15 protein-coding genes and 2 tRNA genes are annotated in these 13,292 nt (G+C 35.4%); 5 read left to right on the top strand and 12 right to left on the bottom strand.

The window, feature by feature from the left end; all coding sequences use genetic code 11:
* Window positions 1–187: 187 nt before the first annotated feature.
* Window positions 188–835: a queuosine precursor transporter gene (locus RHABOEDO_RS05100; protein WP_220017842.1), complete on the top strand. Its 648-nt coding sequence runs from the start codon at window positions 188–190 to the stop codon at window positions 833–835.
* On the top strand, window positions 819–1,946 hold the full coding sequence (gene tgt / locus RHABOEDO_RS05095; protein WP_215216449.1) for a tRNA guanosine(34) transglycosylase Tgt: 1,128 nt from the start codon (window positions 819–821) through the stop codon (window positions 1,944–1,946). The genes RHABOEDO_RS05100 and tgt overlap by 17 nt, the downstream gene beginning before the upstream one ends.
* Here the strand turns inward: tgt and RHABOEDO_RS05090 are convergent.
* From RHABOEDO_RS05090 to RHABOEDO_RS05055, 8 genes are all read right to left on the bottom strand, one after another.
* The gene (locus RHABOEDO_RS05090; protein ID WP_215216448.1) at window positions 1,929–2,513 is read right to left on the bottom strand and encodes a thymidine kinase; all 585 of its coding nucleotides are present in this window, start codon (window positions 2,511–2,513) and stop codon (window positions 1,929–1,931) included. The two genes, tgt and RHABOEDO_RS05090, sit on opposite strands and share 18 nt — an antisense overlap.
* A 440-nt stretch (window positions 2,514–2,953) precedes the next feature.
* Window positions 2,954–3,038: transfer RNA gene (locus tag RHABOEDO_RS05085), tRNA-Ser, on the bottom strand.
* A gap of 38 nt (window positions 3,039–3,076) precedes the next feature.
* On the bottom strand, window positions 3,077–4,099 hold the full coding sequence (gene pheS, locus RHABOEDO_RS05080) for a phenylalanine--tRNA ligase subunit alpha (RefSeq protein WP_215216447.1): 1,023 nt from the start codon (window positions 4,097–4,099) through the stop codon (window positions 3,077–3,079).
* A 62-nt stretch (window positions 4,100–4,161) separates the two neighbouring features.
* Window positions 4,162–4,518 (bottom strand): 50S ribosomal protein L20, encoded by a 357-nt coding sequence (rplT, locus tag RHABOEDO_RS05075; RefSeq protein WP_215216446.1) that lies wholly within the window; start codon window positions 4,516–4,518, stop codon window positions 4,162–4,164.
* A 39-nt stretch (window positions 4,519–4,557) separates the two neighbouring features.
* A complete protein-coding gene (gene rpmI, locus RHABOEDO_RS05070; protein ID WP_215216445.1) occupies window positions 4,558–4,755 on the bottom strand; it encodes a 50S ribosomal protein L35 in 198 nt (65 codons plus the stop codon).
* A gap of 17 nt (window positions 4,756–4,772) precedes the next feature.
* A complete protein-coding gene (gene infC / locus RHABOEDO_RS05065) occupies window positions 4,773–5,345 on the bottom strand; it encodes a translation initiation factor IF-3 (RefSeq protein WP_245397576.1) in 573 nt (190 codons plus the stop codon).
* Between the two features lie 198 nt (window positions 5,346–5,543).
* Window positions 5,544–6,833: a hypothetical protein gene (locus RHABOEDO_RS05060; protein WP_215216444.1), complete on the bottom strand. Its 1,290-nt coding sequence runs from the start codon at window positions 6,831–6,833 to the stop codon at window positions 5,544–5,546.
* Between the two features lie 8 nt (window positions 6,834–6,841).
* Window positions 6,842–6,915: transfer RNA gene (locus RHABOEDO_RS05055), tRNA-Val, on the bottom strand.
* Between the two features lie 150 nt (window positions 6,916–7,065).
* Here RHABOEDO_RS05055 and mnmM point away from each other — a divergent pair.
* Window positions 7,066–7,647, top strand: a complete 582-nt coding sequence (mnmM, locus tag RHABOEDO_RS05050) for a tRNA 5-(aminomethyl)-2-thiouridylate-methyltransferase MnmM (protein WP_215216443.1) — start codon at window positions 7,066–7,068, stop codon at window positions 7,645–7,647.
* 265 nt (window positions 7,648–7,912) lie between these two features.
* Window positions 7,913–8,722 carry a hypothetical protein gene (locus RHABOEDO_RS05045; RefSeq protein ID WP_215216442.1) on the top strand — a complete coding sequence of 270 codons (810 nt, stop codon included), beginning with the start codon at window positions 7,913–7,915 and terminating at the stop codon, window positions 8,720–8,722.
* On the opposite strand, the gene RHABOEDO_RS05040 is transcribed toward RHABOEDO_RS05045, so the two are convergent.
* Genes RHABOEDO_RS05040 through nusB form a run of 4 tightly spaced genes read right to left on the bottom strand, consistent with a single transcriptional unit; the run spans window position 8,665 to window position 11,966 of the window.
* The gene (locus RHABOEDO_RS05040) at window positions 8,665–9,885 is read right to left on the bottom strand and encodes a bifunctional folylpolyglutamate synthase/dihydrofolate synthase (RefSeq protein WP_215216441.1); all 1,221 of its coding nucleotides are present in this window, start codon (window positions 9,883–9,885) and stop codon (window positions 8,665–8,667) included. The genes RHABOEDO_RS05045 and RHABOEDO_RS05040 overlap by 58 nt on opposite strands.
* A 5-nt stretch (window positions 9,886–9,890) precedes the next feature.
* Complete coding sequence (locus RHABOEDO_RS05035; protein ID WP_215216440.1) at window positions 9,891–10,703, bottom strand: PHP domain-containing protein; 813 nt, start codon at window positions 10,701–10,703, stop codon at window positions 9,891–9,893.
* Window positions 10,690–11,562: a UDP-N-acetylmuramate dehydrogenase gene (gene murB / locus RHABOEDO_RS05030; RefSeq protein ID WP_215216439.1), complete on the bottom strand. Its 873-nt coding sequence runs from the start codon at window positions 11,560–11,562 to the stop codon at window positions 10,690–10,692. Before murB ends, RHABOEDO_RS05035 begins: the two co-directional genes overlap by 14 nt.
* Window positions 11,556–11,966: a transcription antitermination factor NusB gene (gene nusB / locus RHABOEDO_RS05025; protein ID WP_215216438.1), complete on the bottom strand. Its 411-nt coding sequence runs from the start codon at window positions 11,964–11,966 to the stop codon at window positions 11,556–11,558. Before nusB ends, murB begins: the two co-directional genes overlap by 7 nt.
* A 246-nt stretch (window positions 11,967–12,212) precedes the next feature.
* Between nusB and RHABOEDO_RS05020 the strand changes: the two genes are divergently transcribed.
* Window positions 12,213–12,806: a 3'-5' exonuclease gene (locus tag RHABOEDO_RS05020; protein ID WP_215216437.1), complete on the top strand. Its 594-nt coding sequence runs from the start codon at window positions 12,213–12,215 to the stop codon at window positions 12,804–12,806.
* Window positions 12,807–13,292: the final 486 nt, after the last annotated feature.

The raw sequence follows: 13,292 nt of genomic DNA, 5'->3' as shown, positions 1-13,292 counted from the left end.
ATCCTCCAATAATAAAAAATAGGTCAGATATATCTAAAAAATCTAAATTTAGCAATAAAATATCAGTGTTTCTATTTTTAATAAGCACAAGGCTTTTATTTATTTACCAAAATATGGTATTCTATTTTCTTTAACTTTTTTAGTTTTAATGAACGAAATTCTTTTCTTTTCACACCTTTTGATTGTAATGCTATTTGTCCTAATTTCTTTAAAATTAGGTAAAGAAGCAGTAATTGCATCGATTGCTATGCAAGCAGTTCTTGCTAATCTATTTGTTATCAAACAAATTTCTTGGTTTGGATGGGAAATCACATGCAGCGATGTTTTTGCTATTGGCAGCATTTTTTCTTTAAATTTATTAAGGGAATATTTTGGTTTAGAACTGGCGAAAAAAGCCATTTGGGTATCTTTCTTTGCTATGATTTTTTTTACTCTAATGTCTCAAATACACCTATTTTATCTACCCTCTGCATTTGATACCACACACTCTGCTTTCCTTCAAATCTTAACACCAACGCCCAGGCTGCTATTGGCTTCACTAACCACTCTTATGATTGTTCAGCAATTAGACATAAGATTATTTGGCTTTTTAAAAAAGCAACTCTCTATTCATTTTTGGATGCGCAATGCTATTTGCGTAACAATTGCACAACTGCTTGATACCGTTTTATTTTCTTTTTTAGGTCTCTTTTGTATTGTTGCCTGTTTAACCGATATTATCTTAGTCAGTTATTTTGTAAAGATTATCATCATTGCCTTATTAGCTCCTCTAACGGCTTGTATAAAATGGTTGATTCCTCAAACCCCAAGAGACTCTCATGACATTTCGCTTTGAACTCATTCATACCTCTACTACATCTAAAGCTAGAATAGGAAAAATCTATACTCCTCATGGAATCATTGATACCCCTAACTTTGTAGGAGTGGGTACAAATGGGACTATTAAGGCTCTTGACAATCAAGCAGTCCATGAGATAGGTCTGCAGCTCATGTTTTGCAATACCTACCATTTATTGCTTCAACCAGGAACTTCTATCGTTAAACAAGCTGGAGGGTTGCATAGTTTTATCAATCGCAGTTTACCCATTATCACCGACTCAGGTGGATTTCAAGTGTTTAGCTTAGCCTATGGCTCTATCGCAGATGAATTAAAAGGCAAAGGGACTAAAAAACAAGCAGGGCATGTATTAAAAATTTCTGAAGAAGGTGTAATTTTTCGTTCCTATCGCGATGGACAAAAAGTCTTACTCACTCCAGAGAGCTCGATTGAAGCGCAAAAAGACCTAGGTGCTGATATTATTATTCCCCTCGATGAACTCCCTCCTTATCATATCGAGAAAAATGCCTTGGAGGCTTCCTTAGCGCGTACGCATAGATGGGAAGAGCGCTCTTTACATACACATTTAAAAAACCCTAATAACCAAGCGATATACGCTGTGATTCACGGTGGCATTGATGCTATTTTAAGAGAAAAAAGCTGCTGTTACTTAACAAAGCTCCCCTTTGATGGTTTTGCTATTGGAGGAAGTATGGGCAGAACCAAACAAGAAATGTTTGAGGTTCTACGCTCTACTATGTCACACCTGCCGCTTGAAAAGCCCAATCATTTATTAGGAATTGGAGATTTAACCTCTATTGAAATGTGCGTACCCATGGGAATTGATACTTTTGACTCTTCTTATCCCACAAGGGCTGCTCGTCACGGCATTTTATTAACTCAAGAAGGGCATGTAAAAATTGGCAGAAACTCTCATGCTCACATGTTTTCTCCACCTGAAAAAAACTGCTCTTGCTCTACATGTACTAGATTCAGTTTAGCTTATCTACATCATTTATTTAAGGCAAAAGAAGCTACCTGTATGATTTTAGCCACCATCCACAATTTGCACTTCATGGTTCAACTTATGCAGAATTATCGTACTAAAATTTTACACAACGACATTTGAAATAAAGGATAATTGCTCGATATAACAAGCATAGCAAGTGGGATAAAAAGATTCTTCCGCTCCTAGTTGAATACTAGGACCATCTAGACAAGCTTGTCCATTTACATGTCTTAAATTCATGATGGATTTAGAATGACAATAGTGACAAGTTGCCTTTACTTCTTCAATGCGATCTGCTAATTCCATTAAACGCAAAGACCCTTCAAACAACTGTGCGCGAAAATCTGTTCTCAATCCGTAACAAATCACAGGAATATTTTGTGTAACGGTTAAGTGTCTTAGCTCTTCAATATGTAAAGCAGAGAGAAATTGAGCCTCGTCTACTAAAATACAACTAGTACCTTCCCAGTTATACTTTAAAAGCGCTGTATTTTCATCTAATAAAATATCTGCTTTCATTTCAAGACCAGCTCGCGATTTAATCTGCTCTTGACCAAATCGATCATCAATCCTTGGCTTAATCAGCAAAACTTTTTTTTCTTGGCTTCTATAATTATGAGCCACGGCTAATAAATTTAATGTCTTTGCACTCCCTACAGTACCATAGCGAAAATACAGCTTTGCCATTTTGAACTCTCTTTTAAGTTTCCTGATTCCATAATTTACAGGATTTTAGAGAATTTCCGCTCTATTTTTTTAGAATAAAAACCCTAGAAACAACAAATGAATTCCATATATTGAATCGGAACCACTATATGCTATGAACATTTAGCATCAAAGAAAACATTATGAAATAAATATTACATGGGTGCGCCAAAACAAGGGATATAAAATACAACAAGGTATCTCTCACCTTAAAAAGCAGCGCTGGATATTGGAAAGAACAATTTCTTAGTTAAAGACATGCTTGCAACGCCATACAGTGCGCTGGGAAAGAAAGGTAACATATTGGAATGGACTGTTACTGTTTGGATTGCTGGGCTATTGAATGAATTTTTTAAGTCGGCGTACATTTTTTAAATAATAAATTTAATATATGTTCATAGACTATTAACGCTTTATAAAAACGGAGGAGGTAGGATTCGAACCCACGGTCGGTTGCCCGACTGCTGTTTTCAAGACAGCCGCGATCGGCCACTCTGCCACTCCTCCTTAAGGATTTAAAAAGTATAACGAATAGGTTTTAATTTTCAAGCAAACTGATTTAAAAACCGCAAATTGTTTTCGGTAAACAATCGAATATCCTTAACCCCGTAAAGCAGCATAGCGACTCTTTCAATACCCATTCCCCAGGCATATCCGGAATATTCTTCTGGATCAATATTCGCATTCCTAAGAACTTGTGGGTGCACCATACCGGCTCCTGCAACTTCTAACCAGCCTGTATGTTTACACAATCTACACCCTTGCGCTTTGCAGGAAGTACAAGCAATATCTACTTCAAGGCCTGGTTCTACAAAGGGAAAATAACTAGGGCGAAAGCGTGTTTGAACAGATGGACCAAAGAGCTTTTTCCAAAATTCGTCCATCGTAGCTAATAGATCTGCAAATGTGACTTTGCGATCAATATACAAACCTTCTATTTGATGAAAAAACACATGTGATCTACTGCTAATTGTTTCATTGCGATAAACGGTTCCTGGAGCAATAATTCGAATAGGCGGTGTTTTTTCTTGCATTACACGTAGCTGCGTATTAGAGGTATGTGAGCGCAATAATAGATCTTTTGTAATGTAGAAAGTATCCTGCGTATCTCGAGCTGGATGATCTGGAGGAAAATTTAATCCTTCGTAGTTGTAGTAATCACTATCTATATCAGGACCATATTGTACAGAAAAACCCATATTACAGAACAAATCTATAACCTTATTTAAGGTTAATTGCAGTGGATGTCGTCTGCCGATGAATCTCCTTCTTCCAGGAATTGTCACATCTATTTTTTCTTCAGATAAACGTTTGGTTTGTTCTACGTTTAGAAAGCTTTCAAGTCCGTTTTGACAAAGTTGTAAGATTTCTTCTTTAAGATCATTAATCTCTTTTCCTATTTGAGGTCGAAGATCTTTAGAAACCTCTTTCAGTTGTTGCATTATGTGTTGGATCAAACCCTTTTTTCCAAGGTATTTTACCTTCAGCAGCTCAACATCTTTGCTATTTTTAATTTGTGATAAATCAGATTGAAATTGCTTTTGAATAGAAGAAATTGTATCGCGCACAAAAAAATCCTTCTAAATAAGCGCTTGTTTATAAACAAGCGCTTTTAAGAAAAAATAAAAACCTAACAACATGCAAGCTTAGCAACATTTGCAATCGCAGTAAATCCTTTAGGATCGCTTTCTGCCATTTCAGCAAGTCTTTTGCGGTTAATCCGACAATTAGCCAGTGACATGCCATGAACGAGCTTACTGTAAGAAATCCCGTTTATCTTTGCCCCTGCACTAATACGAGTAATCCATAAGCTGCGGAATTCTCTTTTCTTCAGCTTACGATGACGATAATTAAAAGCCTCTGCTGATAATACGGCGTCCTTTGTCAAACGAAGGTGATTTTTGCGGTCTCCAACAAATCCCTTAGCACGCTTGAATAGTCTCTTGCGGGAACGCTTGGAAGCCACAGAGTTTGTGACTCTAACCATATAGATTCTCCATTATTTTTTTAAATTCTAAAGGGTAACTCACCCCACTCCCATTAAACGAGCATACATTTTTACCTGCCCTTGATCTACTAATGTAGGGCGGTGTAATTTGCGTTTGCGTTTGGAAGATTTCTTTGTCAGTATATGACGGCATCCAGGACGTCGACGAACCAGTTTTCCTGTTCCCGTCACTTTAAACCTGGCGCTTACTGCTTTTTTCGTTTTCATTTTTGGCATAGCTTACCTCTTTATTCTTAAACTATTTTACTGCTTTTCTTTGCAGTCCCCGGCGCTAATACAACTGATAAACTACGCCCAAGCATTTTAGCCGGAGATTCAGGGGTGGCTACATCGATAAGAGCTTCACACACTCCTAAAACCGCTTTTTGTGCATATTCAGGTCGCGCCATTTCTCTACCGCGCAATGTACAAGTAATTCGAACTTTATTCCCTTTAGAGATGAAGTCACGTGCATGTTTTAATTTTACCATGATATCGTGATCATCTGTATTTGGCTTAATCTTTATTTCTTTAACTTTAACCTGATGCTGCGACTTTTTTTGTTCTTTTTCTTTTTTTGTTAGTTGATAACGATATTTACCATAATCGATAATTTTACAAACAGGAGGAGCCGCATTTGGAGCGATTTCCACCAAATCCAGTCCCATTTGCTCTGCTTTTGTCAAAGCCTCAGCTAATGACAAAATCCCTAATTGATTTCCTTCTTTATCAATTACACGCACTTTTAAAGCACGAATTTCTCTATTGATTCTCAGATTCAGAGTTCTTACCCCCAGTTGCCATTTGTATCCGTGTAAACAAAGCATCTAATGTTATGCTCTGTTCTTGATTTAAGCCTGACTCATGCAAAGTAAGCATATTTGTTAACCGCTTCTTTTTGCCAATAAACACAATATAAGAAATATGTGCTTTAATTGCCTTATAGAAACGCTGTGCTAAAGAAACGCTAATATTAATCATCTATTAATGCTTTTTCGGCTTAATTGCGAGCGAACCGTCTCGGCTTATAACTTGCTTTCAGCATCAACCACAATAACACGTACATTTTCACTAGTTAACCAAAACGGCAGCTTGCCTCCTGTTTGCTCAACAAGCAATCCTACCATTCTTTCCAAATTACCAAACATAGAGCGTAGAAGAATTGCTTCTTGATCGCTCTTTAAAAGGCTTAAAAAAGGTCCGCACCACCATCTTTTTAAGCTGTCTGCAATATGTATTTCTATGCGTTCTATAAAATCAGAATGACCTTTCTTCTCTATACGATACTCTAACTGCAATTTCTTTAAGGCCTTTTGCATGATAGATAAATGCATGTCATTTTTTTTTCTAATTTTACTATAAGAACCGCGTAAAACAATTTCGAACTCAAAACCCAAGATTTTAGGGATTTTTAAAATGAATTGCAAGGAAGAAATACACTCTTTTAATAAGTTTTCTTTCGAGCAAAAGAGATGGGTAAAATCAGTCAAATGACAAAAAGACTGAAAAAGCCCTTGCTGCATATCGCTAGAATCTGGATTTATGACCCATGCAAGCTCTCCTAACCTATTTATTTTTTTTTGAGAAGTCTGAAAGACCTGCTTATGATACGCAACTACAGGATCAAAGCTCTTAGCAGGAGCTAGCAAATAAGGAGAGGTGATAAATTCCATATTCTCCTTGATGGATTCTTTTTTCCAGTAGTTTATCAAAAGCTCTTTTAAGGCTTCTGCTTTAGATAGCCAAACCCATCCTTTCTGGTTTTCTAAAGGCATAAAAAGCTGCATATCACAAACTAGCTGAAGATGATTGTGTTCCTGCCAAAATAAACGCTTTTTTTTGCAAGAGCTGTTTGCTATGCCAACAATCCGAACAAGCCTTGGGATAAAAGAGCAAACTAAAAAAGATTCTTTTAATTTTGCTGTAAATGGGGTTCTATTCGTGGGAAGATTTAGATGAGGAACCCATGTAGCAAATTCTCCTATTTGCCCCATGATTATTAAAGAACAGAAGTGTTTTTTTAATTTTTTAGCGATTAGATATTGTTTTTGATGCTCCATCCACAAAGCAGCATTATGAGGTGTCATCTCAAGAAATCTTAAAACCCTATCTTCTTTATAAATCATCCTCATTCTATCTTCAATAACCCCTATAAGATGGGGTTCAAAATCAAAAGGAAAAACGATATCGTAAAAAAAACAAGTCTCTGTCCCCTGGCCTTCTACCAAGAGCGCTTTTGGAAATAGTTCTACAACTGCTGCTGCTAAAAGCAGAGAATTTACTTGATTTTCAATTATATCGTTATTTTTAGACATAGAAAGCTTGGGATATAGCTGACTCGAACAGCCGACCTCCACGATGTCAACGTGGCGCTCTAACCAACTGAGCTAATACCCCATTAATAAAAGTTTAGATATCTAAAGATGATACCGAAATGATTGAATTCTAATCAACTTCTTTAAAACAACTCATTTTACTAAATATAGTTGATCGAATTTCCTTTTGGATTTATACTGAAGAACCATTTGCTTTTTTCAAAAGATTTTTATGACTTATCTATCCCTGCACTCCCACTTAGAATTGGCGCGCTTTTATTGGAAAATAGTCTTACAACCAGGAGATTGGGCCATTGACGCAACTTGCGGAAATGGCAAAGATACTTTGCAGCTAGGGAAGCTTTCTTTAGGCGGGGTTATTGGCCTAGATAAACAACAAATTGCCATTGAAAATACCACTACTTTATTAAAAAATCATTTACAAGAAGACGAATATAAAAAAATGCATTTATTTTGTACATCGCATATTCGTTTCCCTTCTCTTGCCTATAAATACTCTATCCGCTTAATTATATACAACTTGGGATATCTTCCAGGCAGCAATAAAAAAATCACTACCTTTACAGAAGATACGCTAAAAAGTCTTAAGCTCGCTCTTGAACTGATTATGCCAGGGGGGTTAATTACTATTTGCTGCTACCCAGGTCATGTAGAAGGCGCTAGAGAGCAAAACTTATTGTTACAGAAAGCACAAGAATTGTCTCCTTCTCAATATGTGATTTGCCATCATTCCTGGCCAAATAAATACGCGTCTGCTTCTTTGTTATTGATTCAAAAAAAAAATAGTTATTAAATCATTTCTTGCATCTCTCTTGTCTATTCTTTAGCTAAAACAAAAAGCAAAAAATGATAAAAAAGTTTACATATTAAAAATAATAATATATCTCTTTTATTGAAGAGATATATAGAGAAAAAAGAAAAAACCACAAAAGAAAAAATAATTAACAACAAACAATAAAGATATTTATTAGCATTGATTTCTAAATAATTTAGAAATAGAATCAAGCGTACGGTTAATTACACTTAATTAAGATTAATAAATAAAACAATTAATTAATATGACACAAAAAATTACTTATTTAAGCTTACATTTTAAGCTACAATCTCTTTCTGAAGAGATCGGACGTTGCTTTATTTCCCCTAAAGCATACGAGTATTTTTCTAAGCAGCTAGCTGCTATAGAAAAGGAGATTCAAAATTTATATCAAATAGATCTTTCTTTTGCTAAGCACTCTAAAGAAATTCTTATCAGCCTATACAGACAACTTGAAGATCGCTTAGTGGAACAAGAAATTAGTTTAATCAGATACAGATCTGAAGAACTAAAAGAGCATGTTACCCGTAAAGCAATACGCATTTTAAAACAACAGATTCACGATTTTGAATATCATCACCGCCCTGCTGTTGCTGATAGGCAGGTAGTTGCAGAAGCCAAAGTGATTCTTAAACAAGCGGAAAAAAATCTCAAAAAAAATAAAAACTTCTCTCATTTGAACTGGTTTTCTAAGCAAAAAAGCTTGCTTTATCTAGGGTTTTACATCGAATACATAGAAGAATTATTTGAAATTGCAGCCCTGTTATATAACGATCAGAACAGCCAGGCAAAACATCGTTTTAATCTTTTACCTGAGGAATATAAAAAACGTGTGCGTGAAAACATGGAATTCTTAAATACAAACATTTTTGAAAATACTTTTGAAACCATTCAATGTTTAATAGGGACCGCTCGGGAATTGGTAGGTACACATGAAGGAGTTCCTTCTAAAGAAGAAGTTAATGAGATCTTCTTGGAATTATTTGAAATTTTAGATCAAGAAAAAGCAATAGGCGCTCCTTGCATATTTAAATCAAAGGCTTTTATAGGATAAGCAACGCTTTTAGCTTCTTGCATAATATAAAAACTACCACAGACAACTGTTAACTCATTTGCTTGAAAAGCAAAGCTAAAAGCTGCCTTAACTCCTTCTTCTATACTCTGATGGCAGGTGTAAAAGGAGGAAGGCGCATCTTTTAGTGCAAAAGAGAGTTCATTTGTAGACACTAACCTAGAGCTTCCCTGGACTAAATGAATATGTATTGCAACAGGTGCTATTAGCTCTAAACAGCTTTCATAATCTTTATCTTTTGAAAAGCCTACTACAAAACGTAAGCTCCTTTTGGGGAAAAAATAGTGCAACGCTTGCAAGAGATAAAATATAGCTTCTGGATTATGCGCTACATCAAAAATTATATCCCCACAAATTTCAAAACGACAACTAGGCCGTAAAATAAGAGCTTGATTTATGGCTTTTTGACTTAAAATAAAATCGGTTTTAAGTTGCTCTAAGGCATTTTTAGCAATTTCACTGTTTTCTTCATCAAAAAAATGAAAAAATTTACTTACATAACAAACTGGGCAATGCAAAGCGCAAGCGTGTTTATAAATAGATTGAAAACGAGCTCTAGGCCCTAAAACAACAGGAACTTTAGGTTTTAAAATGCCCGCTTTTTCAAAAGCTATCTTCTCTAAATTTTGACCTAAGAATTGGATATGTTCTTTACTAATAGAGGTAATAATCGTAAGAATAGGACATAATATATTGGTAGCATCTAACCTACCACCCAGTCCCGTTTCAATGACTGCTACATCTACACGCTTTTCACAGAAAAATTCAAAAGCTAAAAAGGTCATATATTCAAAAAAAGAGAGATTCAATTCTAGCTTTTGACACACATTAAAAAGTTTTTCCGCTCCACAGACCATTTCTTCTTCAGAAATGATTTCTGAGTTAATGCAAATTCTCTCACGAGGCGAATGGATATGAGGTGAAGTATATAATCCAACACGATAACCACAGTATTCTAAAGCTTTAGCTATTTTCATAGAGACAGAACCTTTTCCGTTGGTTCCTGCAACGTGAATGGTAGAATACGTGCTTGTAGGGTAAGAAAGCGCTCTATTCAAAGACTGCACATTTTCTAGAGTGCTTGGCTTTTCTTTTAATAAAGGCGTTTCTAAAAGCTGTTTAAGCATTTTTTTATAATTAGACATATTTTTTATAATATATTTTGAAAAATCGAAAAGAAAGTATCTCTATCTACCCATGAACAACCTAAAGGCAAATAACTTTTTATATTCCCATGATAATCAGATCCCCCACTTATTAATAAATCTTTAGATCTAGCTAATTTAACCCATCTTTTTTCTTGGGTAGAAGAAATTTTTGCATAATAGCATTCTATTCCATCAAAGGGTAATTTGAATAGATTTTTTACAAAGATAGATCGCGACAAAAGAAGATGCGGATGAGCTAGAAAAACTTTTGCCTGGGCCCGGTGAATTAAATGTATTGTCTCCTCTATTTGAAGTAAGTCTCCTCGATAAAAACACGATTTATTATCTCCTAAATAAAGAGTAAATGCTTCTTGTATGGAGTTCACATAACCTTTTTTTATCATTAATTGCGCAATGTGGGGACGTCCGAGAACTCCTCTTAAGCTATTTAGCTCTTCTTGCTCTATGAAAATTCCTTTAGATTGCAATTTCTCTAAAATAACTTGATTTCTCTTTGTTCGATTAAACTGTTGCTCTTTGCAAAGCGTTTCAATAATGGGGTTCGATAAAATAAAATCATAAGCTAATATATGAACGCTTTGTTCTTCGAAGCTGCAAGAAAATTCTACCCCGGTACCTAAAAGGAGTCCAAGCTTCTTAGCAATAGGAGCGGCAGTCGTATAAGCAGCGGTTGTGTCATGATCTGTAATTGACAGCCCTTGCAGGCCAATACTTTTTGCTTGATGTAGCAACTCTTCAGGACTACTTGTTCCATCGCTACAGGTTGTATGGCAATGTAAATCAGCGCGAAACATCTAAGCAATATGGGATACAAAGAATTTCCATCTTTAGATCAACCCCCTCTTTTTCTTTTACTGTCCGTTGGACAAGTTGTATTAATGTACAGACTTGACTAGCGGTTGCTTTTTTTTTATTAATGATAAAGTTTGCATGCATTAAGGAAACCTCTGCATCTCCTATACAAGCGCCTTTAAGGTCGCATTTTTCAATAAGAGCCCCTGCCGATAACTTATCAGGGTTACGAAATATGCACCCCGCTGATAAATCTTTATAAGGCTGTGTTTTGATTCGATAACCTATCAGATCAAGCTGTTTTTTCTTTACATCTTCTGTTTTAGTTAGCTTAAACCTTGCTGCTACAATTGCTCCTTTGCGGTTTTGAAAAGAAGAAAATCGATAGGAAAAGTCCATCTGGTCACGGGACAAAACCTCTATTTTACCGCTTTGTCCAATAAATGTAACCTCTTGCAAACAATCTGCTGTTTCAAAAGAAGAGGCTCCTGCATTCATGTAAATTGCTCCTCCAACAGAGCCTGGAATTCCTGAAGCAAATTCTAAGCCGGATAAACTCCTTTTTGCTGTTTGAGTTCCTAAATAAGAAAAACTATAGCCTGCACCCACAGATACAACCTCTTGTTCAAATGAGCAAAAAGCAACTTTATTTAAAATAACAAGTCCTTTAAATCCATCATCGTGAAATAGACAATTTGAGCCTTTACCTAAAATGAAAAAATCTCGGTTGCATGTAAAACAATAATGCAAAACCTCTTGCATCCCTTCTATAGAATCTATTGCAATAAACTCATCTGCTGGGCCGCCTATTTGGATGGTTGTATAATCTTTTAATAATTTCCCGGATTGAAATACTAACATGGTTCTATAGATTGATAGACGCTATCTAAAACAGCATTGATAAAATTAGCTGATTCTTTTGTAGCAAATTTACGAGATAAGCGAATGGCTTCGGAAATGGTTATTTTAAAAGGCTGATCTGGGCAATAAAGCAATTCGTAAATACCTAGACGCAAAACATTATGTTCAACCTTAGGTATACGATTTACCTGATAATTCTGTGCATGCTTTTTTATCATAGCATCTATCTCCTCTTCTCGAGCGGTAATTAGCTGCTGCATAGCATATGCTTCACGAACCACTTTTTTTGTAACAGTAACTTTTTCCATAACCATAGGCATTATATCTTCCATTGGACATTGACTAAAATCAGCACTATAAAGGAGTTGAAATACAACTTCTCGAAACTTATGCGGAGAAATCATGGATGATCGACCTTTAGGAGTAAAATAATAGATCATCTATAGTAACAGATTACTTAGTTTGCTACCATTCTTTAAAAGAGTTAAAAAAATAATGCCCTATAGGGGCTTAATACCTCAATTGCTTTCTCTTAGAACTAAATGGGATATATCAAATAAAATATTATGTACAAAGAAAATACTTATTGAATCTGTTTACTTTTCTTGTTAACCTCGACTGTTCTTAATTTTTTAATTAAAAGGATTAATGTGTTAGGAATTTTTTTAGACACAGAAACCAATGGTTTAAACCCACAAAAACATAAAATCATAGAAATTGCTTTTCAAATAATGAACCTTACAACAGGTACTTACAAAGATTCTTTTGAGTCAGTAATTGGCATCAGCCTAGAAGATTGGCAAAAAAGTGATCTTAAAAGTCTAGAAGTTAATGGGTTCAATTGGCAAATGGTGCGTCAAGGGTTACCTTCTCAATTAGTGGCTCAACAAATACAAGATTGCTTTGCTAAAAACCAAATCACCCGAGGCAAAGCTGTTTTTATTTGTCAAAATCCCTCTTTTGACCGAGCTTTTTTTTCTTATCTCATCGATCCTGAATTACAAGAAGCTCTCCTCTTTCCTTATCACTGGTTAGATCTGGCTTCCATGTATTGGGTAGAAGCAATACGCCAGGCAAAAATGGGTCTAAAGCTTTTTCCCTGGGAAACAGGTTGCTCTAAGGATGCTATTGCAAAGGCGTATTCTCTCAGAGGTGAACAGCACCCGCATCGAGCTATGAATGGTGTTCTACACCTTCTATTATGCTATAAATCAATTGTAGGCTTTCCCAAGTACATAGTTTAAAAAACTAAAGCTCCCAAGATATATTTTCTAATAATCCTCACCTAAGCTATGAATGGGTTCAAATTTTTACTGTATGTTACTGATTTTTAATTGGTTAAAGCAAAACTTGACCAACAAATTCCGTAATGATAATAATGTATACAAAATTGAATAAATGTAGATATTTCTATCGTTTAAGCAAAAATAGCATTTTTAATAATAGGCCCTTTCAACCTCGAAGTGCACAAAAAAGAACATATAAATACTTGAAAAAACATCTATTGTGCACCCGAGCATAGCATGTTTGTAGATAATCTCCTAAACACTTCTAGTGGAGTTTCGAAGTTGAGAGCCTTTCTAGGTCTGTTATTTAGTATAAGTTTCCACCCTTTCCATATCCTTGGAAGTCGTATCTAAAAAGCTTTGTGTTTTAGGAAAATATTGCCTAACTAGTCCGTTTGTATGCTCATTTAAGCCTCTTTCCCAAGAATGGTAGGGCAGAAGTCT

This window comes from Candidatus Rhabdochlamydia oedothoracis (assembly GCF_019453995.1).
GTDB lineage: Bacteria > Chlamydiota > Chlamydiia > Chlamydiales > Rhabdochlamydiaceae > Rhabdochlamydia > Rhabdochlamydia oedothoracis.
Note: the sequence above shows the minus strand (reverse complement) of the source record. Positions and strands in the feature narration are given on the sequence as shown.

Excerpts from the sequence above, each read along its gene's own strand:
- RHABOEDO_RS05100 (WP_220017842.1), top strand. The coding sequence starts at position 188 with ATGCTATTTGTCCTAATTTCTTTAAAATTAGGTAAAGAAGCAGTAATT.
- tgt (WP_215216449.1), top strand. The coding sequence starts at position 819 with ATGACATTTCGCTTTGAACTCATTCATACCTCTACTACATCTAAAGCT.
- RHABOEDO_RS05090 (WP_215216448.1), bottom strand. The coding sequence starts at position 2,513 with ATGGCAAAGCTGTATTTTCGCTATGGTACTGTAGGGAGTGCAAAGACA.
- rplT (WP_215216446.1), bottom strand. The coding sequence starts at position 4,518 with ATGGTTAGAGTCACAAACTCTGTGGCTTCCAAGCGTTCCCGCAAGAGA.
- rpmI (WP_215216445.1), bottom strand. The coding sequence starts at position 4,755 with ATGCCAAAAATGAAAACGAAAAAAGCAGTAAGCGCCAGGTTTAAAGTG.
- infC (WP_245397576.1), bottom strand. The coding sequence starts at position 5,345 with ATGCTTTGTTTACACGGATACAAATGGCAACTGGGGGTAAGAACTCTG.
- RHABOEDO_RS05060 (WP_215216444.1), bottom strand. The coding sequence starts at position 6,833 with ATGTCTAAAAATAACGATATAATTGAAAATCAAGTAAATTCTCTGCTT.
- mnmM (WP_215216443.1), top strand. The coding sequence starts at position 7,066 with ATGACTTATCTATCCCTGCACTCCCACTTAGAATTGGCGCGCTTTTAT.
- RHABOEDO_RS05045 (WP_215216442.1), top strand. The coding sequence starts at position 7,913 with ATGACACAAAAAATTACTTATTTAAGCTTACATTTTAAGCTACAATCT.
- RHABOEDO_RS05040 (WP_215216441.1), bottom strand. The coding sequence starts at position 9,885 with ATGTCTAATTATAAAAAAATGCTTAAACAGCTTTTAGAAACGCCTTTA.
- RHABOEDO_RS05035 (WP_215216440.1), bottom strand. The coding sequence starts at position 10,703 with ATGTTTCGCGCTGATTTACATTGCCATACAACCTGTAGCGATGGAACA.
- murB (WP_215216439.1), bottom strand. The coding sequence starts at position 11,562 with ATGTTAGTATTTCAATCCGGGAAATTATTAAAAGATTATACAACCATC.
- nusB (WP_215216438.1), bottom strand. The coding sequence starts at position 11,966 with ATGATTTCTCCGCATAAGTTTCGAGAAGTTGTATTTCAACTCCTTTAT.